The sequence below is a fragment of the Methanoregula sp. PtaB.Bin085 genome, assembly GCF_002067035.1.
In the GTDB taxonomy this organism is placed as follows: Archaea; Halobacteriota; Methanomicrobia; order Methanomicrobiales; family Methanospirillaceae; genus Methanoregula.
Genome location: NZ_MVQB01000028.1, coordinates 69,244 through 93,588 on the forward strand (window position 1 = coordinate 69,244; position 24,345 = coordinate 93,588).

At 57.8% G+C, this 24,345-nt stretch carries 16 protein-coding genes; 9 read left to right on the forward strand and 7 right to left on the reverse strand.

The annotated features are described in order from the left end of the window. Window position 1: 1 nt before the first annotated feature. The 6 genes from A4E33_RS07330 to A4E33_RS07355 all read left to right on the forward strand — a co-directional run bounded on the left by A4E33_RS07330 (window position 2) and on the right by A4E33_RS07355 (window position 8,353). Window positions 2-838, forward strand: a complete 837-nt coding sequence (locus A4E33_RS07330; protein ID WP_292347039.1) for an ABC transporter permease — start codon at window positions 2-4, stop codon at window positions 836-838. Between the two features lie 1,524 nt (window positions 839-2,362). Continuing rightward, complete coding sequence (locus A4E33_RS07335; protein WP_292347040.1) at window positions 2,363-3,451, forward strand: glycosyltransferase; 1,089 nt, start codon at window positions 2,363-2,365, stop codon at window positions 3,449-3,451. 62 nt (window positions 3,452-3,513) lie between these two features. Further along, complete coding sequence (locus tag A4E33_RS07340; protein WP_292347041.1) at window positions 3,514-3,732, forward strand: hypothetical protein; 219 nt, start codon at window positions 3,514-3,516, stop codon at window positions 3,730-3,732. A gap of 77 nt (window positions 3,733-3,809) precedes the next feature. After that, window positions 3,810-4,490, forward strand: a complete 681-nt coding sequence (locus A4E33_RS07345; protein WP_292347042.1) for a DedA family protein — start codon at window positions 3,810-3,812, stop codon at window positions 4,488-4,490. A 419-nt stretch (window positions 4,491-4,909) separates the two neighbouring features. Further along, window positions 4,910-5,554: a hypothetical protein gene (locus tag A4E33_RS07350; RefSeq protein ID WP_292347043.1), complete on the forward strand. Its 645-nt coding sequence runs from the start codon at window positions 4,910-4,912 to the stop codon at window positions 5,552-5,554. A 231-nt stretch (window positions 5,555-5,785) separates the two neighbouring features. Next, entirely contained in the window at window positions 5,786-8,353 is a 2,568-nt protein-coding gene (locus A4E33_RS07355) for a calcium-translocating P-type ATPase, PMCA-type (protein ID WP_292347044.1), read from the forward strand. Between the two features lie 67 nt (window positions 8,354-8,420). Here A4E33_RS07355 and A4E33_RS07360 read toward each other — a convergent pair whose 3' ends face one another. Then, on the reverse strand, window positions 8,421-11,468 hold the full coding sequence (locus A4E33_RS07360; protein WP_292347045.1) for a response regulator: 3,048 nt from the start codon (window positions 11,466-11,468) through the stop codon (window positions 8,421-8,423). Window positions 11,469-11,648: 180 nt separating this feature from the next. Next, window positions 11,649-12,599, reverse strand: a complete 951-nt coding sequence (gene nudC / locus A4E33_RS07365) for an NAD(+) diphosphatase (protein ID WP_292347046.1) — start codon at window positions 12,597-12,599, stop codon at window positions 11,649-11,651. Between the two features lie 158 nt (window positions 12,600-12,757). Here nudC and A4E33_RS07370 point away from each other — a divergent pair, with 158 nt between their 5' ends. Continuing rightward, entirely contained in the window at window positions 12,758-15,553 is a 2,796-nt protein-coding gene (locus tag A4E33_RS07370; protein WP_292347047.1) for a PAS domain S-box protein, read from the forward strand. Between the two features lie 118 nt (window positions 15,554-15,671). Further along, window positions 15,672-16,634, forward strand: a complete 963-nt coding sequence (locus tag A4E33_RS07375) for an HPr kinase/phosphorylase (RefSeq protein ID WP_292347048.1) — start codon at window positions 15,672-15,674, stop codon at window positions 16,632-16,634. Between the two features lie 161 nt (window positions 16,635-16,795). Here the strand turns inward: A4E33_RS07375 and A4E33_RS14795 are convergent, their stop codons facing one another. The 3 genes from A4E33_RS14795 to A4E33_RS07390 all read right to left on the reverse strand — a co-directional run bounded on the left by A4E33_RS14795 (window position 16,796) and on the right by A4E33_RS07390 (window position 18,913). Next, window positions 16,796-17,227: a DUF6790 family protein gene (locus A4E33_RS14795; RefSeq protein WP_292347049.1), complete on the reverse strand. Its 432-nt coding sequence runs from the start codon at window positions 17,225-17,227 to the stop codon at window positions 16,796-16,798. A gap of 190 nt (window positions 17,228-17,417) precedes the next feature. After that, window positions 17,418-18,209, reverse strand: coding sequence for a hypothetical protein (locus A4E33_RS07385; RefSeq protein ID WP_292347050.1), 792 nt, complete (start codon window positions 18,207-18,209; stop codon window positions 17,418-17,420). Window positions 18,210-18,262: 53 nt separating this feature from the next. After that, window positions 18,263-18,913: a DUF5591 domain-containing protein gene (locus A4E33_RS07390; protein ID WP_292347051.1), complete on the reverse strand. Its 651-nt coding sequence runs from the start codon at window positions 18,911-18,913 to the stop codon at window positions 18,263-18,265. Window positions 18,914-19,046: 133 nt separating this feature from the next. Here A4E33_RS07390 and A4E33_RS07395 point away from each other — a divergent pair, with 133 nt between their 5' ends. Further along, the gene (locus A4E33_RS07395; protein ID WP_292347052.1) at window positions 19,047-20,897 is read left to right on the forward strand and encodes an SPFH domain-containing protein; all 1,851 of its coding nucleotides are present in this window, start codon (window positions 19,047-19,049) and stop codon (window positions 20,895-20,897) included. Between the two features lie 340 nt (window positions 20,898-21,237). On the opposite strand, the gene A4E33_RS07400 is transcribed toward A4E33_RS07395, so the two are convergent. Both A4E33_RS07400 and A4E33_RS07405 read right to left on the reverse strand, forming a co-directional pair. Then, entirely contained in the window at window positions 21,238-23,607 is a 2,370-nt protein-coding gene (locus A4E33_RS07400) for a PAS domain S-box protein (RefSeq protein WP_292347053.1), read from the reverse strand. Continuing rightward, the coding region (locus tag A4E33_RS07405) for an iron-containing alcohol dehydrogenase (protein ID WP_292347054.1) at window positions 23,591-24,345 on the reverse strand (755 nt) is incomplete at its 5' end. The genes A4E33_RS07400 and A4E33_RS07405, both read right to left, overlap by 17 nt.

Here is a 24,345-nt window from a genome sequence, read left to right on the forward strand (position 1 = left end):
CATGGCGTACGGTTTCTTTACCATCTTCTGGCGCGACATGATCCGGTTTGTCCGGTTCAAGACGCTTCTTGTCTCCTCGCTCCTCCAGCCGGCCCTCTGGATGGCATTCTTCGGGATTGCGATGTCAAGCAACTTCGACAAACTGACCGCTGGATTACCGGTGCCCGCAGGCGCCCATGTCGTGGGGTACCTCACCTTCATGGGGGCCGGCATTATCGCCATGACCACGCTTTTTACGAGTCTCTTCTCCGGCATCGTCATCCTCTTTGACAAGAACTGGGGCCTCATGCGGGAGATCCTGGCAAGCCCCACGGACCGCAACCAGATCATCCTCGGGATCGCGCTCTCGGGCGTGACCAAGTCGTTCATCCAGGCAGTCATCATCATGGCATTCGGTATCGCGATCGGTGCGGCTTTCTTTGCCGGGTTCACACCGGTTCAGACAGCAATCGGTGTTGCCGGCATCCTCGCGTTCGTCGCTCTGTTCGCGCTGGGTTTCCTGTTCCTCTCCGCGGCAATCGCGATCTCAATGGAGAGCCCCGAGGGGCTGCAGGGCATCATGACGCTCCTCACCATGCCGATCTTCTTTGCGAGCAATGCCCTGTACCCGATCGACACGTTCCCCGAGATCCTGAAGATCATCTCGATTTACAACCCGCTGACGCTCCTCATCAACGGCATCCGGTACTTCGCGATCGGGCCGGACTTTGTCGCGATGGGGAAGCATTACGCCATCACGCAGGGCGACGTTCTCCTGTCCTTCGCCGGGCTGATTGTGTTTGCTGCGATCATGTTCGCGTTCGCGTACTGGCGGTTTGGCAAAGCGGTTGTTACGTGAGTTAATAGAAGGGGACCGGCCCCGGATAATCGCAGCCTGATTTCCATGGAATACTCGATCCCGGATTAATCCGGAAAAATTATGAACCGCGATCATGATCGCGATTGGAAGAGAAAACCGCGGATGGCTAAGAAAAAATTTCGGGATCCGATTTAATTTCGTGCTCTGGAGAAATCCTTCCCATACCCGCACAGCGGAATTGCGAGGATGTCCCTCATAAACAGCCTGCTCCACGGTCTGACTGGTCCGAAGGACCAGGAGGATAAGAAGAATCCGGAGGATTCTTCGCGGGACGGGGGTTGACAGACCCCGACCGCCCGTGGCTCCATCACTGTCCAGTATTTTCCTCCCGCAGATTTTCCCATGAAAATTTCGTACAAGGATTGAATGATGGCGGCCGATGCCTCCATATGCCCGGTTGTGATGAACGGCCGCCGCCCTGAAGGGCGCCCCGCGGCGGCTTCAATTTCCGGTTATTCCGGGACAGTAACTGCCCCGCCGTGCCCTGTAAAAGGCTAAGAAACGGGGGACTCTCATAATTATCCGGATTTTATATGATATTTCATCATTCAGGGTTAACTCCCGTTCCTGAACGTTGCTGCAGAAGAATGTCTGTAAACCAATTCGTGATTTTTTTCTGGATTGCAATTTCCGGATTCTGAAAGCGATCACAATCGCGGCCAAAAAAAATTCCGGAACGATCAACATCCGGTTTTTTGATAAAAATCCGGTCCGCGATCGTTCCGGAAAAACCGGATCGTATCTTCGCCGGGGATATTGTATCCCCGTCGAAGGAGCAGGAGGTACCGTCGGAAGGCTATAGTGCATTTCCTTTCATTTCCACGGCCTGCAGGTCATTGCCGGAAAAGGGCCTGCTGCAGGGCCGCTATTTTCGCAGGTCAAAAACCGATTAAAATCGTTTTTATCCGAAAAAAGGCTTTTTAATCAGGATTTTTTCCGGCCGTTGACACCCCCGCCCCCGCGCCGGATCCTGCCTTCGTCCTTTTGGCAATCGGAGCCCGTATAAGACCCGGAATAACGTCCCCCTTCCGGGAATGCCGCTCTGCGACAGGATACCTCCTGATACCCGGGACGGGTTCCCGACCCGTGACAGGTCAGCCGATCCGGCCGGGTCAGGTACAATCGAAGAACCTCCGGTTCTTCCATCCTCCGGATCTTCTGACCTGTCGGACCTGAACAGGTCCGGACGGAGACAGGAACTGCATTCTCGTAGAGGGGCCCCGGGAGGGCCTCCCTGCCGGTATACCGGGCGGGGACAGGCATTCAGAAGACGGAGATAACCGGGAAAAACCCGGGAATTTTTCCTGCCGTCCGTTTTTCCAAAAAAAAATTCCGGAAATAACCGGACGTAAAAAACCCAAATTTCTTCTGAGAATACATCACAAAAATCCGGATGCCCGGAATGTTTTTCCGGCGCGTTTCCTCCCGCCCGGAAAATCATGGCGCTCCGATCCCTTCATCTTCCGGGAAACGAATCACTCTGTCATGACGGGAGACGGCTGAATGGGATCCGTGCTGCTCTCGCCGCTGAACTGGGGCCTTGGCCATGCCATGCGCGATGTCCCGATCATCCGGGCGCTCCTCGCGCACGGGCATGACGTGACCATCGCGGCCTGCGGCAATGCGCTGACGGCACTGCAGCGCGAATTTCCCTCCTGCCGGTTCATCGTTTTCGAAGACTACCCGTCGCCCTACAGCGCGGGCCGGTTCTTCCTGCCGCGGTTCGCCTTCTCGTTACCGGTCCTCCTTGGCGCCATCGATCGCGAGCACCGGTGTTTTGATCGGATCCTCTCACGGGAGCGGTACGATTGTGTCATCAGCGACAACCGTCTCGGCGTATACTCCTCCCGCGTCCCCTCCCTCTTCATCTCCCACCAGATCCACTTCCACCTCCCGCTCCTGCTCTGGCCGGTGGAACTCTTCGCATCCGCCATGAGCCGGTTCCTGTACCGGAAGTTCGACCGGCTCATCATACCCGACAATCCCCCCGGGCCGCTGGCGCTTGCCGGGAGGCTCTCCCGCCCGGATTCTGAAGAGATTTGGTCCCGTGCCTTCTTCTGCGGCATCCTGTCCGGAACGGCTAAAACCGATGTCCTGCCGGATCTTGATTACCTTGTCCAGATATCCGGGCCGGAGCCGCAGCGGACACGCCTCGAGGAGATCCTCCTGCCGCAGGTACGGGAGCTTGACGGGAGCTGTGTTGTCCTGCTCGGGAGCCCGCAGAGACAGGGGGAGGTGACCGGATCGGACACCTGCTCGGTCAGGACCTATGTCATGAACCATGAGAAAGCGGAGCTGATGAACCGGGCCAGATTCATCATCTGCCGTTCCGGCTATACGACGATGATGGAGCTGGCCGAGCTCCGGAAGACGGAAGCCCTTTTCATCCCCACGCCCGGCCAGCCCGAGCAGGAATACCTCTCGCGGTACTATGCAGAGAACGGCTGGTTTTTCTCAAAAAGCCAGTACCGCCTCGACCTTGCAGCCGACATTGCAATGGCAAGGAAGTATCCGGGTTTCCCGGCAATGCCGTCAACTGATGAGAATGTCCGCAGCCTGTATGACAATCTGCTTGCCGGGTATCTCGAATGAGGCCACGAAGGTCCCGCAGCGCTCCTGCAGGATTCTTATAATCCGGCACCCTATGGACTTCCATGGACGATATGATCCTTGCCGGGGCGCTGTCCATCGCTGCCCTGTACCTTGGAGCAGGGCTCGTTATCGTTGCCGCGTTCGTTCTGCTCGCTGAGATAGCCGGCGCTGTTTTTGCAGGCGATTCCGCCAGAGCAGGAATTCTCCTTGCCACCGCACTTCTTACGGCCGGGGCATACACGGGCACCGGTCTTTTTCTGCAGAAGACCGGGCGTATCTGACCAGGACCGGGCACCAGGCGAAAACCCGGGCTGCACAGGGATTCATTTATGCAGGGCCGCATCCAACATACAGGGAGATGGATCTGCTCTTTTTATTCATTGACATGGTGCTGCATTTTGACAAGTACCTGCCGGGGATCATCGAGACGTACGGGTTCTGGACGTACCTTATCCTGTTCGTGATCATTTTCTGCGAGACGGGACTTGTCGTAACGCCGGTCCTACCCGGCGACTCGATGCTCTTTGTTGCCGGCGCGCTGGCCGGCGCGGGGATTCTGAACATCGAGATCCTCATTGTCTCCCTTATCCTCGCAGCTGTGATCGGAGATACGGTGAACTACTGGATCGGGCATACAACCGGTATGAAGGTCCTTGAATGGAAGTGGTGTCTGGTCAAAAAGGAGCACCTTGACGAAACCCACCGGTATTTTGAGAAGTATGGGGGGTTCACCATCGTGATAGCCCGCTTTGTACCGTTCATCCGGACGTTCGCGCCGTTCCTTGCGGGCGTCGGGAACATGAGCTACCGCTGGTTCATCACGTACAATATCACCGGCGCTGTCCTCTGGGTCAGTATCTTCTCCCTCCTCGGCTATTTCTTTGGCAGCCTCCCTGTCGTGAGAGAGAACTTCAGCCTGCTCGTGTACGCGATCATCGCGATCTCGCTGCTTGCCGTGGCTTCGGTTGTCCTGCAGATGATCCGGTCGATGAATGCACCCGCGTGCAGGCCGGAACCGGATCAGGAACCCGAGGACTGATATCATTGGTTTTTTTTTGACAGATTCATACGAGCCCCCCTTCAATCACGATACTCCGCAGGTACCTTCTTTTCCTGAGATACCCGCCCCCTTCTGCGCCAGCCTGCACGGGAGGGCGGAGGCGCATGTGATTCCTCCGCTTTACCTGCAATCCTCAACCTGATACTATTGTATACGATCGCGGTCAACCGCACGGGTCCACATGGCGAGCCACGAGAGTATCAGACTGCATCAGCACTCTGATTCGCAGAAGCCATCAGGATTCGTCGCGGCGGGCACCCGTGGCCCCAGTGTAATCGGATCCAATGGGGCCAGTCTGCCGTATGCCGGGCGCAGGTTTTCACCGCGATTTCCCGGGTGCACCTCCCGGGTTCTTTCATAACCTTTTTACCGTACGGTACAGATTTTTACCCCATCTCATGAACAATCATCTGGTTCTTCGAAAATCCCGGGTAAAGCCTGTCTGTACGACTCTTATCCTGATGCTTCTTCTCGCCGGGCTGCTGTTCACTGCCGGCTGCGAATCGGAGGAGCCCGCAACCCCTGCTGTACCAACGGTACCCCTTACCATGAAAACAATCCCGACCCGTCATATCACCACAACCATCCCGACCACGATCATGACAACGGAACCGGAACCAATCCCGGAAGAAACACCATCGGAACCGGTCACGACCCCCGAAGAAACGGTGACGATCTCCGGGAACAATCACCCGGAATATATCCGGATGGACGCGTCATCGTACGCGGTTGGCGAGATTGTCCAGTTTTACCTGGTCAACAAAGGTCCCGGGATCAACGGATGCAACTATACACACCCGTCCTGGACAGCGTATCACATCTCGCCAGCCGGCACGAAGTTCATCGTGGCAACCGGAGATCCGACACGGGCATACATGACCAATATTCTCGAGGGCGAGATTGCATCAGCAACCGGTCCGATGAGCCTCGATACCGGAAGGCTGGGTGCCGGCCGCTACATGATCCAGTTCAACTGCGGCAATAATATGAGCAGGGAATTTGTTCTCCGGCCGCGTGTTCCCAGCGTGGTCGGATTGTCATGAGCCGGTCACAGGTCCCGGCACCTGTCCGCGGGAACCGGCAGGTGACGCGGTGTCCGGGCCGGACACCATACGCATCCTGACCGTCCGGCTGCCGTCTCAGACCGTTTTGATTCGCTGAAAGCCGGGAGAATCACCACATCGCTTTGTCAATGTGACACCTTATAATCCCCCGGCAACCAACATGATCCTGCAATCCCTTTGCCATAGAATCCATCGAAGGACCCGTGTATCATGATCCCGCTTGACGACCTGATCCAGACCCCCGGAACTGACGGTCTTACGGCCCCGCAGGTAGCGGAGTCCCGTGCCCGGTACGGTGCCAATACCATGACCCCGCCGGTCCGGGAACCTCTCTGGAAACAGTACCTTGAGAAGTTCGACGACCCGATCATACGCATCCTCCTTCTTGCTGTCGGCGTCTCTCTCGTTGTATCGGTTGTAAAGGGCAGCGGGTTCCTGGATACCATCGGGATCATTATCGCGATCCTGCTTGCTACCGGCATCGCGTTCATCAACGAATACCGCAGCAGCCGTGAATTCGACGTGCTCAATGCCCACCGGGACGATGTCGCGGTCAAGGTCATCCGGGACGGGCACCCGGCCTCCGTGCCGTCCCGCGATATCGTGGTCGGTGACCTCATCCTGCTTGAGGCCGGAGACTCCCTGCCTGCGGATGGCTGGGTCATCGAAGCCGACGACATGTATTCGGACGAATCGGCCTTCACCGGGGAGGCAGAGCCGGTAAAAAAGGATCTCCGCGACCGGGTGCTGAAGGGCGCGTTCATCACGGCGGGGAAGGGGCGCATCATCGCAGCCGCAGTCGGCGATACGGCTGAGATGGGCGTGATCGCGGCATCACTCGGCATCGATCACGCAACCCGGACTCCGCTCGAACAGAAACTCGAGGACCTGGCCCACGTCATCAGCAGGTTCGGGTACGCGATGGCCATCCTCATCTGCTCGACCCTGCTCATCCGCGGGTACCTGACGGGGCAGGTTACCGGCCTGAACATCGATACCGCCAACAACATTCTCCATTACTTCATGCTCGCGGTCGTGATCGTGGTCGCCGCAGTGCCGGAAGGCCTCCCCATGAGCGTTGCCCTCTCGCTCTCGCTTGCCATGCAGAAGATGACGCGGGCAAACTGCCTTGTCCGGCGCCTGATAGCATGCGAGACCATCGGGTCGGCCACGACCATCTGCACGGACAAGACCGGCACGCTCACGAAGAACCAGATGGAAGTGGTTGAGTCTTCTGCCGGGAGCCCGGAGCACAGCCCCGATCTCCCCCGGAATCCTGCCCAGTGGATCACGATCAACGCCGCCGTGAACGGGACCGCGCACCTTGAGGATCGGGACGGGAAGGTTATCGTTATCGGCAACTCGACTGAGGGAGCCCTGCTCCGGTGGCTCCGGCAGCACAGAATCGATTATATGCACCTTCGCGCCGGGATCACGACCACCCGGCAGTACCTCTTCGACGGCAACCGGAAACGGATGTCCACGGTAATCCGCATGGACGGCCGGTCATGGCTGCTCGTCAAGGGGGCACCGGAGATCGTGGCAGAACTGTGTACCAGCCAGCCCGATCTCAGCGGCGTCAGCGCACTCGCTTCTCGGGCCATGCGGACGCTTGCTTTTGCGCATAAGGAAGTGATCAATGGCGACGACAGCGAGACGGACCTGACCTGGGATGGATTTGTCGGCATCCGCGACCACCTCCGGGACAATATCCCGGAATCGGTTGCTACCTGCCGGCATGCGGGGATTAAAGTGCGCATGGTTACAGGAGATAACCCGGAGACCGCCCGGGCGATTGCTGTGGAATCGGGCATTATGCAGGGCGGTACGGTAATCTCAGGCGCGGAGTTCCGTGCGCTCACGAAAGACGGGCAGACCGGGGCGGCAAAGAACCTTGACGTGATGGCCCGTGCCGAGCCAATGGACAAGCTCCTGCTGGTCGAAGCGCTCCAGCGGACCGGTGAGGTGGTGGCGGTCACCGGCGACGGGACCAACGATGCTCCGGCCCTCAAGCATGCGGACGTCGGCCTTGCCATGGGCATTGCCGGCACGGAGGTTGCGCGGGAGGCAAGCGACATCATCATCCTCGACGATTCTTTTGCCTCGATCACGAGCGCGGTCTGGTGGGGCCGGTCGCTCTACGAGAACATCCAGCGGTTCATCCTCTTCCAGCTCACCATCAACTTCTGCGCCTGCATCCTCGTCTTCATCGCACCGCTGCTCGGTTACCCCGAGCCGTTCACCATCATCCAGATCCTCTGGATCAACATCATCATGGATACGCTCGCGGCCTTCGCCCTCTGCTCCGAGGCCCCGCATGCGGGCCTCATGAACCATGCACCCGTACCGCAGAACGCGAAGATCGTCACTCCGTTCATGTGGATTTCGATTCTCGTGACCGGGACGTTCATCATCATCGGCGGCCTTCTCCAGATAGCAACCGGGTTCCTTGGCGGCTCAACGCCCGAAGAAGTGAGCACGGTCTTCTTTGCCGCATTCATCATGGCGGCTGTCTGGAACGGGATCAACTGCAGGGCGCTTGACGGCAGGATGCCCCCGTTCTTCCGGGGCAACCCGACATTCTTTGTTGTAATGGGCCTGATCATCGCTGTACAGATCGCTATCGTCCAGTACGGCGGCGCTGTCTTTGCCACCGTCCCCCTCTCCCTGAACCAGTGGATCACGATCTTCCTTGCTACCGCATCGGTGCTGCTGATCGGTCTCCTCCTGCGGATCTCGTACCGAGGATTCCGTACCAGGAATACAGAACGGGAATAACCGTTCAGGTACCGGAAAAAGAACCCTGCCGTTCCCGGGTAAAGCAAGGTTGTTAATAAAAAACAGTTCAGGGGATACGGTACCCGAGCCGCTGGACCAGAGCGAGCATCCCGGACACCTGCTCTTCCTGGTTTTTGGTCAGCCGCCGCCCTTTCTGGATCAGCCGGCCCAGCCGGACGATGTGCATACGCTGGTCCTGCGTCAGCTCCTCACAGTGATGCGACCACTTGAGCAGGTCCAGCCATTGCGTACGGTCCAGCGTGAACGACTGGCCGGATTGGGGAAGATCGCTTTCGGATTCTTCTGCATCCTCCCCGATCTCCGGGGCATTGTCCTGACCGTTCTCCTCAAAGAAACTGTCAGCGGCACCGGATGTGTCACCCATCGTGTCGGGCAGCACATCCCGGACAGGTTCTGTTGCCGGTTCCTGGACGATTGAGACAACGGGGGATGCAGGAGGCTTTTTCTGGTCCCCTTCATCGTCTTCATACAGATCCTCCACACTCTTGATTGACGGCGTGTCGAATTCGGATATTTTTACCGGGTCGACGGCAACCATCGACCGGGGGAGGGGACGGATCTCGGTCGGAATGGTCGGCGTTTTCACGATGAGCGACCGCTTCTTGATGATCTCGGCTTCCTTTTTCACACCGGAGAATGGGGCCGGGCGGGGAGGCGCGGGTTTGGGCGGGGGTACTGCGATGCGCCTATCAGTGTCCGTCATGTGATCTTCCTCCTCGTCAGCGAGGGCAACCCGGGCCTGGTCGATCTCGTGGGACAGGTGGGCGGCTGCCTCTTCAGCCTCGCGCTTCTCGCGGTTCAGCGACGCCACCCTGCCCTCGAGCGATTGTACCTGTCTCCTTGATTCCTCGGCGGTTTTGCGTTCAGCGTTCAGACTGGCGTTCAGGGAACGCGTCTCGGCAACCAGCCGCTCGATATCCTGCTCGAGATGCTGCTGCTGCGCAAGCGCGTCCCTGAGCTGGTCTTCTGCCTCCTGCCTCCGGAGGGTCTCCTGTTCAAGGCTGGTTTTTAGCTGTTCAAGGGTCCCGGTGATTGCCGAGTACTTCTGTTTTTCCTGCTCACGGTCCCGGAGCGCATCTTCCAGATCCCGGGCGGCCCGGCCCGCCTTCTCCTCGGTCGCCTGCAGGGTCTGTTCAAGAGCCTCTCGTGCCGATACGGCAGAATCGAGTTCACGCTTCATCTGGTCCAGTGATGACTGGTGCGACGTCAAAGCGGTCCTGGCAGTATCGTGTTCCGCGCGAAGGTTTTCGATTTCACGGCTGTATTCTGCACGAAGGTTTTCGATCTCGCTGGTATGTTCCGCACGAAGGGTTTCGAGCTCGCGGCTGTATTCTGCACGAAGGTTTTCGAGCTCGCTGGTATGTTCCGCGCGAAGGGTTTCGAGCTCGCGGCTGTGTTCCGCACGAAGGTTTTCGATCCTGCGGTCGTGCTCCTGGCTGATTGAACCGATACGGTTTTCTTTCTCCTGGATGACCCCGTTCATCCGGGCCTCATATTCCCGGAACCGGTCTTTTTCCTGTTCAACGTGTTTCTGCAATCCCCGGATGGACTCGTTCAGGCTTTCTGCAAGCGACTCTGCCTTCTCCTTCTCCTGCGAGATCCGGAGAAGATCCTCTTTCTGGGAGGCAAGGGAACGGGTTGCGGTTTCGAGATTTGCTTTCGTTTCCTCAAGCATCCCGGAGACTGCTGCAAGTTCCTGTTCGGCAGCCTTCAGCGATGCCTCGGACCGGGCCCGGAGATCAGCAAGATCGGACTTTCCGGCCCGGATGGTTTCTTCGAGTGTCTCTTTCAGGGCGGTCTCGGATTGTTCCTTTGCTGCCGTGACCGCCTGCAGGTTCTCTTCCGTCTGCCGGAGGCGGCCGTGTTCCGACTCCAGCTCTTCCTTCAGCCGGGAGATGGCGGCTGCCTGCTCTTTGGCGGTTTCCTTAAGGTCATTGATGATCGCTGTCAGGTCCTGCTCGGACTGGCTCTTGGCCTGCAGGACCGCCTTGAGCTCCTGTTCTGCTTCCTGTGCACGGTTCCTTTCCGTCCCGAGATCGATTTTCAGCTGCCCGAGCCCGGTAGTTGCAGCACTGAGCGCCTGCTCTGCCTGCTCCTTTTCAGCGGTTATCGTTTTCAGGGTGTCCTCGGTCTCTTTCCGCACAGCGGATTCGCGGGCCAGCTCGGACCGGATCCGTTCCAGCTCGGGCTTCAGGGTACCAAGTTCGGAGGTGAGATCGGTGACCTGCCTCTGCAGAAGGTCGATTGTCGCCTTGTGGGCAGCGATCGCCTCGGCTTTTTCCTGTTCCACGCGCCGGAGTTCCTTCCGCGCATTCTCCCCGGCAGTTTTTTCTGAGGTAAGATCGGCCGTCAGCTGTTCGAGAGACGCTGTCTTTTCGCGGAGGGTTTCTTCCCTGTCAGCAAGCGTGCCGGTCAGCTCCGCAACGGACTGCTCCCTGGATTTCAGGTTCTCGTTGAGGATCCCGATGACCTTCCTGTTCTCCTGGACCGTGTCCTCGAGATTCCTGATGGTCGTGCCAAGGTTCCGGTTATCGTCAACAGCGCGGGACAGTTCAGAGGACTTGTTGACGGCGATCTCGAATGACGAGAGGAGGAATTCAAGGAGTTTGCGGCGGTCGGCAGTGACCACGAAAACCTGGTCCTCGTGCTTGATCTTGAACTGCGTCTTGATCTGGTCGGGAGTGGGACGTTCCACCGGGACCGTGAGGGTTCCCTCGACAAGGGACAGGAGGTATGCGGGATCGAACGGGTAGGCGATGAAATTGTCGGCATTACAGTCGAGAACGCTCAGGAGGTCTTTGAGATCGGACGCTCCGGTGATGACAAGGACCGGGATATTCCAGAGGTAATCATCGGCTTTTATCTGCCTGCACACTTCGAACGCGTCGGCAGCAGGTACGGTCGCATCGCACATGAGCAGGTTGGGTTTCCCGTTCCGGAGCGTCTCGAGGAGATGAGCAGCATCGGAAAAGAGGGTGATGTAATATCCTTCCTCCCGCAGCTGCTTTTCCAGCTGGTCGGACAACGGGGCATTGGCGCTCAAAATGAATATGTCAATAACAGTTTCAATTCCATCGGACAGGGAAGCGGTCATCTCAATCTCCCGCAGGGTATGGATCCTACCCTATTATATGCCTGAATATATGATCTAGTATACTCTTTTAAAGCACTTCTGGTCGGAGGGGTCATTCCGGCGCTGTTGTTTGCGCAAAAACCGGTAAAAAGAGCAGCCTGCAGGGATTTTTTTCTCTTCATCCCCGGGTACGGATCCTTTCTACCGTCGATCCGGATCCGGGACATCCCGGGAGGGCCCGTCTGCGCTCCCTTCAAGCCACCAGTCGATCAGCGCCCGGGAGATGCTCAGTTTTTCCGGTATGCGGGGAAGATGTTCGCGATCGAACCAGGACGCTGATTCGAGCTCGCGGGGATCGACAGTCAGCTCGCCGCCCGCATATTCTGCGGTGAAACCGATCATCAGGGAGTCGGGGAATGGCCATGGTTCGCTGCCGAAATACCGGATATTCCTGACTGATATCCCGGTCTCCTCCATCACTTCACGCCGCAGCGCATGCTCGAGGTTCTCACCGGGCTCAACAAAACCCGCGATAAGGCCGAACATGCCGGACGGAAAACGCGATGACCGGGCAAGCAGGATCCGGTCGCCGCGCCGGATGAGGGCGATGATGGCAGGGGAAATGCGGGGGTACGTAACGAGTCCGCAGGAAGGGCACTCTTTTGCCCGTTCGGCCGGCACGGGCAGGGTTTTTGCCCCGCACCGGCCGCAGAACCGCGTGTTCCGGTCAAATGCGACCATCCGCACGGCAAAAGATGCAATGGCCATTTCCTCGTCCGGGATACGGAGGTAGAGATCGCGGATACGCGTGAACTGCCAGTCATCCGGCACCGCTGCCTGATCCCTCACACAACCGGCATAGCAGGGGACTGCTCCCCGCAGGCCAAGGTAGAGGCGGTCTCCGGGCATCAGAGTGTCGCGGAAAGGATCCTCCGGGACCACCGCGGCCGGGCACGGCCTGATCCTGAGAGCCACCTCCTCACCATGGACAAAAACCCACCATGCATCCTGCGGGACCTTTTCAGGCTCCGGGAAGACTGCAAGAAGGGAGTCTGCTGAGAGTTTTCCTGTATGTTCCAGGCCGTCTTCCCCCTGTGTGGTGTATGTACATATTTGAGGGCAGCCCAGAAAAAATGATGAGGTTGTGAACATGCGTTTGGTATTCCTGTTCTGCCCATTGAACTTTTACGCTGCAGGAAGGTATCCTCCACGCCTGATTCTCCCAAAAAACAGATTCCGTGTACATTGTACGGAAAAATTTGTACGGAAAAACAGGCTCAAATACCAGATCGGATAAAATCACTGATCGGATGATTTCAATCCTGTATGTAGACGATGAACCGGGGCTGCTCGAGCTTGGCCGGATATTCCTTGAGCAGTCCGGTGAGTTCAGGGTTGACACCGTTGAATCCGGCGAGGAAGCACTCGCCCGGATCGGCAAGAACCATTACGACGCGGTTATCTCCGATTATATGATGCCCGGCATGGACGGGATCAGCCTGCTGAAGACAATCCGCAGGGAGTGCCCGGACCTCCCGTTCATCCTTTTCACCGGAAGGGGCCGGGAGGATGTGGTCATCGAAGCCGTGAACAACGGCGTGGATTTTTACCTCCAGAAGGGGGGGGATCCCAGGGCCCAGTTCGTGGAGCTGATGCACAAGGTCCGCCAGGCGGTTGATAAAAAACAGGCCGAGCGCGACCTGTTCGAATCGGAAAAACGCCTCACTGATATCATCAATTTTCTGCCCGATGCAACCTTTGCAATCGACAGCAACGGCCGGGTGATCGCGTGGAACCGGGCCATCGAGAATCTCACCGGGATCTCCGCTGCCGACATGATCGGGAAGGGGAATTACGAGTATGCGATCCCGTTTTACGGTGAACGCCGGCCAATCCTGATCGACCTTATCTTTGAACCGGACGAGAAGATACAGCGACAGTATTCCGGCATCCGCCGCGAGAACGACGTCCTGATCGCAGAGAGCGACCTCCCCCGCCCGCGGGGAAAGCAGCTGACGATCATGGGAACGGCAAGCCCGCTCTACGATCGCGAGGGGAACCGCGCGGGCGCCATAGAGTCGATCCGCGATATCACGGCCCGGAAACTGGCAGAGGATGAACTCCGGGCCGCATACGAGGAGATACGGACTACCGAAGAGGAACTCCGCCAGCAGTACGATATCATCTCCCAAAACGAGCAGGCACTCAGAGACAGCGAGGAGAAGTACCGGACACTCGTCGAGAACAGTCACGATATCATCTACATTTACCGGAACGACCGTATCCTCGTCATCAACCGCCGCGGCCCGGAAGTCCTCGGGTACACTGAGGAGGAATTCAAATCCATGTCTATCTGGGACCTTGTCCACCCGGACGACCGCAACAGGCTGATCCAGCGGAGCAGGGCCCGGATAGGGGGGGCGGATATTCCCCCCGACTACACAACGCGAGTCATAACGAAATCCGGCAGGGTTATCCCGATGGACCTGATCGCGGTGCTGATCACCTACCGTGGCGAACCCGCAATCATGGGGATCGGCCGGGACGTGACGGAACGCGAAGAACTCATCAGCAGCATGGCGAGGAAGACGAAGGTCCTCACCATCATCAACCGGATAGTCCAGATCGCAGGCCGGAAACAGGACATGGGCGAACTGATGGATACTGCACTCTCATCGATCCTGGACCTGCTGGAGTACGATGCCGGCGCCATCTACCTCATCGATCCGGGAAATACGACTGCCCGGATTGCCCGTTCGCTGAACATGCCGCCGGATTTTTTCCGTACTGTCGATACGGTGAATATCCGCGATCAGCCGTTTGCACAGGTCTTTGTCGAAGGCCGCATGCTGGTCAGCGAAGATTTCGGGACCACCAATCCGGATCTTGCTGAAAAGTTCGGGATCCGGTCGTTTGCAAGCGTCCCCGTCATTGCAGGGGATCATATTACCGGCGCCCTGAACGTTGCCGGTGCCGCGCGGACAGAGATCTCATCGGACGAGCGGGAGGTCCTGCAGACCATCGGGAAAGAACTTGGCAGCGCCCTCGAACGAATGAAGACCGAGGCTGCGCTGCTGGAGAGTGAGCGCAAGTACCGCTCCATCATCGACAATGTTCAGGATATGATCTACCGCACGGATCTTGACGGCAGGATCACCATGATCAGCCCTGCCGGAGCAAAACGCGCCGGCTTTGATTCTCCCGAAGAAATGATCGGCCTCAACATCGCTCATACCCTGTACGCCGATCCGCAGGAACGCAGGCGTTTCCTTGCGATCCTGGAAAAGAACGGTTCGGTCACCGAGTATCCGCTGGTTCTCCGCGATCGTTCCGGCCAGACGTTCCATGGAACGGCAAGCAGCCACCTGTATTCCAATGCAGAGGGGAAGGTGCTCGGCGTCGAAGGGATCATCCATGATGTCACCCACGTCAGGCAGGCAGAAGAGGCGCTCCGGGAGGCCAACAGGAAGCTCAACCTGTTAAACAGCATCACCCGCCATGATGTCGCAAACCAGCTGACGGTCCTGCAGGGATATATCCAGCTTGCCAGGGTGAGGAATCCTGACCCGATTATCAGTGATTTCCTCCGGAAGATCGAAGGCGTGGCCGATACCATTGCGCGGCAGATCGAGTTCTCAAAGACGTACCAGGAACTCGGCGAGCAGGCCCCGGACTGGTTTTTCCTTGACGATATCTTTGCAAAAACAAAACCAAAGGACATCCTCTTCTCAAGCTCATGCGCCGGCATCGAGATCTATGCCGACCCGATGCTCGAGAAGGTGTTTGCCAACCTGTTTGGCAATTCCGTGATGCATGGCGAACGGGTGACCCGGATTACGGTTCGCTGCGAACCGGCAGGTGAAGACCTGATCATCCTGGTGGAAGACAACGGAATCGGGATCCCCCTTGACCTCAAGCAGAAGATCTTCAAGAAGGGTTTTGGGAAGAATACCGGTTTTGGCCTCTTCCTTGCCCGCGAGATCCTCGCGATAACAGGCATCATGATCCACGAAACCGGGACCCATGGCAGGGGATCACGGTTCGAGATCCTCGTACCGAAAGGCGGGTTCAGGTCGCGTAGTGATAATCCGGGCAGGAGACCATGACTGCGGATGCCGGTCTGTGACACACGCGAGTGAAGCACGTCCGCGGTGATCAGTTCGTCGAACGGATACCGGTTCCCTGCACCCGGCTTATTGATAAGAGACAAGCGCCAATGAGCAGATGATACGCATGGGCTATACGATAACGCTGATCTCAACCGATGAGAGGGAGCGTCTCATGGAGGAACTCATGCCGAGGGTCCTGTACGAGATCAAGTCCGACCTGTACGGATGCTGCATCAAACTGATCACCGACGACCATGCAACGAAAGACACCTGGGCGGAAAACTTTTATTCTATCTCCCAGAGTATCCGCTCGCATGGCCGGCTCGTTGTTTTTACCAGCGATGCATTCGGGCCCGATACGGTCCTGTTCGACGCAATGTCCCGGACAGCGTTTCTCTTCAACTTCACGTATTACGGCTGGATCAAATCCCTCGCGCTCAGCCTTGCCGGTGACATCCTCGAGGATTTCCATGGGATCTACTCCATGCACGGTGCCTGCGTGGATATCGGGGGAAAAGGCATCTGCCTCATCGGGGCGCCAAAGGCAGGGAAGACAACACAGACGTACGGCCTGCTGCAGGACGCAGGAACCCGTATCGTTGCCGATGACTGGTTCTTTTCACGGGCGTACGGGACGGATATCCTTGCCTACAGTTCGGAGAAGAACTTTTATATCGGGGATGACCTGGGCACGATCTGGAAACAGTTCGGCGGGCTCGTGCCGGAAGGCTCCTACGACCATAACGGGCGGGCGGTAGCCGATATCCGGAGGGTTATCGGGAAGGGGAGGATCCTGCCGATGACCACGCTGAAAACAATCATCGTGCTGAAGCGTGACCCTGCCGATCCCGTGATCTCGCGGACGCTCGATCCCGAGACCGGCCTGAAACTCTTTATCAGCAACAATTACTTCAACCCCCATCTTCTCGTCAGCAATCCCTTCAAGACCCGGATCCGGAACCGGTACGTATCCGGGCTGCTGAACCGCACCACGGCATACCTGGTCAATACGACCGGCACACCCCGGGAAACCCAGAAGATGATCCGGTCGCTTGTCGGGATTCCCCAGAGCGAATGAAAAAGAGTATTCGATCAGGCCGGCGGTGTGTGCCGGGCTGATGCCTCATCCCTTTTCCGGTACAGACGCCAGAGAAGGGCCAGCAGACAGAGGGGGTACAGAAGATCCGGCCATATCACAGGTCCGGCATTTTCACGGAGAAATCGCCGTGCACCACCATCTCATAGACATGCCCCAGACCCGCGGCGACAGAGAACAATCCCATACCAGGGATCGTGGCCGTCCAGAAACCGGTGTCGCGGATCTTCAGGCACAGGATCAATGATCTGCATCGATGCGTCCCACATCCCGACCTTGCGCTGGAACGGGCTTCCTGCAGGCCATCCGATCGAAGCAGCAACCCTGTCTGCAGCGAAGAGACGGCCCATCGCCGCATACACACAGCCGAAACCGAGGCCGATCACGATCTGCCGCATGAAGAAAGGCCCGATCGCCTGCGGACCGTGCAGATCCTTTGCCTTCACGTGGATGATACCGGCAACGACTGCAACGACAGGCAGGAAGAACGGCCAGACGAGTTCGCCAATGCTCAGGCAATTGTCTGGCGGCGATGCCTGATACGGTTGAGGGAAATTCCCGCGGGAACAGACCATTTCAGGATCAGGTTGTCTGCTGCCGGGCGGGATTACCCTGAGGAGAACACCCGCAGGGACTGCCGGCCGGGCAGGGCGTTTTCCCCGGCGTAAGCAGACGCGGATGTGTCTTTCCCGAAATGATATGTGCAGATTTCCGATCCCTGCACTACCCGATTCTGACCGGAAAAAAGGGGGCAAATCGTGCCGTTCAGTTTCTTCGTGCCGCCTCAATCGCGTCCTGCTCATCGAAATATTTCTCGAGCCAGTCAAGGGTCTCGATATCCACGTCCGCGAAGGTGTGCTCGCCAAACTCGAACGGGTTGTCCATGTCCCCGATCAGGAGGAGGAGACCGATCAGCATGCTGCATACTACGAAAAAGACCAGAGTCGCCTCAGGGAGGGGATCGATCTTCACGAACATCAGCAGGAGAATGACGCTGCCGGTTGCGATCTCGGCAAGTGCGTACGCGGCAGGGATGAAATCGGTCCGGATGATGACATCGACCCGGTTTGTCATCTTGTCAAGGGTCCCGAGTTCATTGCGCAGCTTGGCGATCAACGGCGGGGCAACATTGGCATAGGCGAGCGTCCGGATGTCGTTGTTGACCTTATCCATCTCGCGGTTGATGTCGGCAAGGTTCCAGCAGTTCTCCTTAAAACACCGGTTCATCTCCCTGAGCAGGTCCCGGACATGTGCCCGGAAGATCCGGGCCGGCTCCTGGTCGGTGAGCGGGAGGACACGGCTGTCGTTGTACAGGGCTTTTAAGGCGGCAGCCAGATCGCCGCCGGTCTTCTCGCTCTCCTTGAAGTCGGTGAAGGTCCCTGTGAAGATGATCGCGATGGTGAAAACGGCGCCGGTAATGAAGGCCCCCACCACCGGGTTGATCGGCACGGTATCGTACCCGAGAATATCGATGGCGGTCCTCGGGATGAGGAGGACGATCGTGATCAGGATTGCCTTGATCATGATGCCGTATTTCTTTCTGGTTTCCAGCTCCATGGATCATGGTTGGATGCACGGGGATATAGGCGGATCGCCTGGAAGATGCAGGATCAGGTTTTCCCCGATTTCTCAAGCCCGTTCCGGAACAGGATGAGACGGTCGCAGAATTCACCGAGATACTCCCCCATGGAGAGGCTCCCCTCCTCGAAGACGCAGTCCCCCTCCTCGATGACCTTATCGATCATGTCCCGGCTCGGGAGGACCATGTCGAAGGGTACGCCGGACTTTTCCGCTCCACGGATCAGCGCCTGCCGGAACAGGCCGATACAGTACGCGATCCGGTACGTATACAGGTGGCGGGTTTTCTCAAGGTACCCGGCAATACGGTCTGTCTCAATCCGGAGAAAATCATCGAGGACTTTTTTGTCTTTGCACTTCCCGAGCATGTAGTGGTAATGGGCGTACGGGTACATCTCCTCGAGCTCGGCCGGGACGATCCCGCAGGTTCCGAAGATCACGATATGGTACTGGTCCGGTTGTAAAACCTGCCCGATGACCGACCGTATCAGCTGGTGGCTGGGGCTCGCGCTGTAGGGTTTCCGCACAGCGCAGGGCATAAAGATCGCAATCTCCCTTGGGGAGACATCATACTCATCGATGATGTACCGGTACGATTTCTCGAACTCCTGCAGGTAGAACGGCGGATCGGTCAGCATCCCGTCCTTTGCCTTCCCCGTACCAGGATCCCTGCAGTCCCCCATGATCGATCCAGATCAGTTTGTCGCCGCCATGCAAAGAAAGGATCGCAGAAGAACAGGCAGGAAGGATTCAGGTCCGCGATAAAAACCATAAATTCTTTAATATAATGCACTAATGGTCCGGGACAGGTGAACAATGGTACTTCTGGAACTGTTTGTCGTATCGTTCATGATCGTCGCAGTCCTGTTCGTCCTCTGGTTTTTCATTGCCGGGTTTGCACTCGTGCGCGACGATGACGTGGGTATCGTGACCCGGAAGATGTTCGGGCCTACGCTCCCGCAGGGGCAGATCATTGCAACGAAAGGCGAGGTCGGCGTCCAGGCCGATATCCTGATGCCGGGACTCTACTGGATGATCCCGATCATATGGAAGATCGAGAAGGCACCGGTGACCAAGATCAGGCCGGGATTCCTCGGCGTTGTCGAGTCGATTGAAGGAAAGCCGATTGCAACCGGCCGGCTTCTGGCCGATGAAGTGCCCTGCAACTCGTTCCAGGACGCGAAGGCGTTCCTGAATAACGGGGGGTGCAAGGGCCCGCAGGTGGACACCCTCCGGCCCGGTACCTACCGTATCAACACGAAGGTCTTCCGGATCCAGGAGGTCCCGGCAACCGAAGTAGGACGGGAACAGGTCGGCATCGCGATCGCGCTCGACGGGATCCCCCTCCCGAGCGGCTATAACGTTGCACCCGAACCGGAGGGCGACCACAAGCATTTCCAGGACGGGCAGGCATTCATCCGCAATGGCGGCTACCGCGGCCCGCAGCTGGAGACGCTCCAGCCGGGGGAATATTACATCAACCCGCTCCTCTTCAACATCGCAATGACTGACGTTGCCATCGTTCCCCCGGGGTACGTCGCGGTCATCATCTCCAGTGTGGGAAAGGAACTTGAAAAACCGCAGAAGAAGGCCCCGGCCATCACCGAGCAGCCAACCCTCGGCCAGCCGGTCCACGACCATGCCGAGACCCCGCTCATCACGAGCAAGAGCGAGCGCGGCATCCTGATGGAACCGGTAGCCCCGGGCAAGTACAATCTGAACACCATCGCGTACCGGGCAGAGATCGTCCCGACGAGTGCCATCACCATTGACTGGGGCGAGAAGAATATCGTGCGCGAGACACGTCCCTATTTGCAGGGAAAAGCGGAAACCCCCGTATCCTCAAAAGTCTCCGAGTTCTTTGCGTACAGCCAGCTCAAGTTCACCTCAAAGGACGGGTTCCAGCTGGAGGTGGAGGTCCGGCTCATCATCCGCATCCCCCCGGTGAATGCACCCTACGTCATCGCACGGTTCGGGACGGTCACGAACCTGATCGAGCAGGTGGCCCACCCGCTCATCGACTCTTCCTTCCGGAACGAGGCCGGCGACCGGGCGGCAATGGACTTCGTCCACAGCCGCTCGATGATCCAGTCGGCAGCACTTGAAAAAGTCAGGAAGGAGTTCACGAGTTATCACGTGGAAGTGCAGGGACTCCTGATTGCGTACATCAAGGTTGACGAGAAACTGCTCGAGACCCAGACGAAGAAGGAGATCGCGGTCCAGCAGCAGCAGCAGTACGAGCAGGAGGCCAAGGCACAGGAGCGCCGGATCGCGGTTGCCGAGAAGACTGCACGGGCCGACAAGCAGACCGATGTCATCGCGGCAAAACTCTCCATCGATATCGCAACGGACAAGGCTGAGGCCATGAGGAAGGAAGCCGAGGGTATCCGCGACGCAACGAAGACCAAGGCGGACGGGGCAGCGTACGAGGCACAGAAGGTTGGGGAAGGAACCGCCGCGGCCTACAAGGCGCAGACGGACGTTCTCGGGCCGGAGCGTATCGCTGCCATCAAGCTCATCCAGGAAGTTGCAGCGGGCAACATCACGATAACGCCGAACGTGCTCGTTACCGGAGGAGAGGCCGGGCAGGGCAGCAACCTGTTCAACGCCATCCTTGCTTCGTGGCTCACAAAAGAGACCCCGCAGAAACCAGAGATAAGGAAATAATTACTCTGGAGAAAACCTTCCGGCAACGCGCTCATTGGAGTTATGAGCATGACCCCATCCCTCCCCCGGGGGGAGGTAGAACATGGGGGCAAGCCCCCCGAACCGGTGAGAGATCATCCGGCCTCGAACAGGTAAAGGGGACATCTGCCGGCCTTCGACCCTATATCCTGTCATTTTTTTATGCCCTTCTGCTGCCAGGCTCCACGGGGCGAGGGTCGGCCGCCCCCGGGCGTCCGTGGTCCCATCACTATCCAATACCAGCCCCTCCAGGTTTTCAACAGAGCCGGAATAATCGTTTTCAATTCCCACAGGAGCACGGCCGTTTGCCGGGTTCCGTGGATCATTTCGAGGGCACAAACCTGAAACCCTCAGGAGGGATATGGAGCTCGAACCGGGCACCTTTTCCGCTTTCCCCGGTCTCCCGTATCGCGATACCGGTGATCGACAGGATCTCCCGAACCAGGAAAAGGCCCAGCCCGGTATCCTTCCCGTAACTCCGGTCAAAGATGATATGCTTCTCTTCCCGGGGAATTCCGGGACCGTTGTCTTCGATGAACAGGACAACGCCGTCAGGTTTCTGTTCGTACCATGCCCGCACTTCCGTTGCCGTCTTTGCGTGCCTGAGGACATTTTCCATGATATTTGAGAATGCCTTTTCAAGAAGGGGATCGGCATAGATCTCGAGGTTTTCGGTACTGAAGGTATGGGAAATCTTCAAAAAATCAAGGTGGGAGATGGCAAACAGGAGGGTCTGGCTGACATTCTGCCAGCGTGGCGACTGGATCCCCATGTCCTGGAAATTCTTTGCGAACTCAAGAGAGGTGATGATCTTCCGGATCAGGGCGGATTCCTTCTCAGCATACGATGCTGCTGCGGTATCGGCAAGGTACTTGTTGGCAAGGATCTGGTACGCAGAGAGCGAGAACGCCGCTGTCTGGATATCCTGGAATGTGATGATATTGAGGAGGTTGAGTTTTTTCCGGGCCTGCTCGAGCGCAGAGGCTGCACGCCGTGCTTCGGTGATATCCCGGGTAATACCACGGAAACCCGTAAGGGTACCCCCGGAATCCCTTGCAGCGGAAGACCGGATCTCCACCTCCATACGGTGGCCGTCTGCATGAAGGGCGGATTTCTCTATCGTGACAAGGTCCTGGCCCGTACGAACCTGCCTTTCGAACTGCTGCTGTGCTGCGGCAATCTGGTCGGGAGGAAGGAGGGTGCTGAACGGTTTTCCCAGGAGTTCCTCTGCCCGGTACCCGAACAGGCCATAGATTTTCGGACTGATGAAGGTGAACCTGCCGGCCGTGTCAATTTCCCAGATGAGGTCCGGGCTGGCTTCGACAATCGCCCGGTATTTGTTCTCGCTCTCGCGCACGACCGCTTCGGCCCGGCGGAGTTCGGTGATATCCAGGGAAATACCGCCAAGAAGCGGGGATCCGGAGGGATCCGGGAGACTGAACTTCGTGGTGCTGAATATACGATCGTTTCCCTGCGCATCCGTCACTGATTCCAGCGTATTGACAGTCCCGCGGCGTATTGCATCCCGGTCATCGCGGATCATGCGCTCGGCAACATCCCGGGGAAGGAGGTCACGTGTAGACCTGCCGACAGGATCGGACCAGCCGAACAGCCGGTTCAGGTACTGGTTGGAGAACAGTACATTCCCGTCAGCATCCTTGATATAGACAGCAGCCGGCAGGTTCTCCATGAACAGGGAAAACCGGCGTTCGCTCTTGCGCAGCGCCTCGCTGGCCCGGTTTCGTTCTGTCACATCCTGGATGACCCCAAAGACCGTGTTTGTCCCGGCATCGTATTCCGCAATGGAACGGACATCGACAAGGGCATTGTCGGTAGACCGGCGGATCCTGAATTCAACATCATACGGACGGCCGTCGTGTACCAGCCCCCTCAGAGTATCGTCAAGCATGGTGCGGTACTCCGGCAGAGGTATCTTTTGTACTTCCGGAATGGTCCAGAGTTCGCCGGTAAGACCGTAAATGGACCGGGCCCCGTCCGATGCAGTGACCGTATTTTTTCCCAGGCTGAATTCCCAGTGACCGATATGGGCGATCTGTTCTGCACGTTTCAGACGGGCACCGCTGATTTTCAGCGCCTCGTCCGCGGCTTTCCGTTCGGAGATATCGGTAACGAATGCCATCGTGACCGGTCCGTCCGACAGGGGGATGACGGCAACGGAAATCTCGTAGGGAAAACGGCTCCCGTCCTTTCGTAATCCCATGGATTCATAACGGACCGCCGCTGGTTCCCCACGACTCCGGGCCCGCACGTACCCTGCCACCGTCTCGCGGAACTCCGGGGCGACAAAATCAAGGAGGTTTTTTCCCACGATCTCATCCATGCTGTCATGGCCGGTCATCGTGCAGAATGCGTGGTTTACATAGACAAATTTCCCGTCCCGTGCAAGGAGAACAGGGACCGGGGAGGCATCGATCAGGTTCCGGAACCGTTCCTCGCTCCTGCGCAGCTCCTGCTCCTTCCGGCTCGTCTCCTCGAACTGGAAGCGGAGCTGCTCCTCGGTCGCTGCCTTCTCTTCATATGCCGCGTTCAGCTCTGCATTCTTGCGCTCCAGTTCCCCGATGCGCTGCTGGAGCTCCGGGTAATAACTCTTCCGGATGGACGTCTCTCCAAGACCGATGATCTTTGCCCGCTGACCTTCCCAGTCGGGCGGTGGTTCAGAGCGCTTTTTCATATATCCTCTCGAGGTCGCGTTGTGTGGCCTTGCGGGGATTTGTTGCAAGGCACGGGTCACGGATTGCTGTTGCAGCGAGCCGGGGCAGGTCTGTTTTCCTGACTCCAAGGTCACTGAGCCTGTCCGTGATTCCCATGTCTTCCCGCATGCGGCTTACGGCACCCAGGACGTGATTTTTTCTCTCCTCGCGATCGAGGCCTTCAATTTCAACACCAAGAGCTCTGCCTATCGATTCATACCTGCCAGGGCATGCATCATAATTGAACTCCATGACATGTTCCAGCAGCAGGGCATTGCATTCCCCGTGGGAAAGATCGGAAAGCCCGCCAAGGCTGTGAGCCATCGCGTGGACAGCCCCGAGGCTTGCATTGGAGAATGCAAGGCCGGCAAGGAGGCTCCCGAGCATGGTCTGGTACCGCCACTCCAGCTTCCTGGGATGTTCAACGGCGAGGGGGAGGTACGCGTTCATGAGCTGGATCGATTCAAGCGCATGGATATCGGTCACCGGCGAACTTGCGTTCGACACGTACGCCTCGACGCTGTGGGTCAGCGCATCCATGCCGGTGCAGGCGGTGAGATTCCGGTTCAGGGTGGTGAGGGGATCCGGATCGATAAGGGCAATATCCGGGACGATCTTCTTGCTGATGATGGCGATCTTCACCTTTCGTGCAGTATCGTTGATGATTGCGAACTGGGAAACATCGGCACCGGTGCCGGCGGTCGTGGGGATGCAGATGA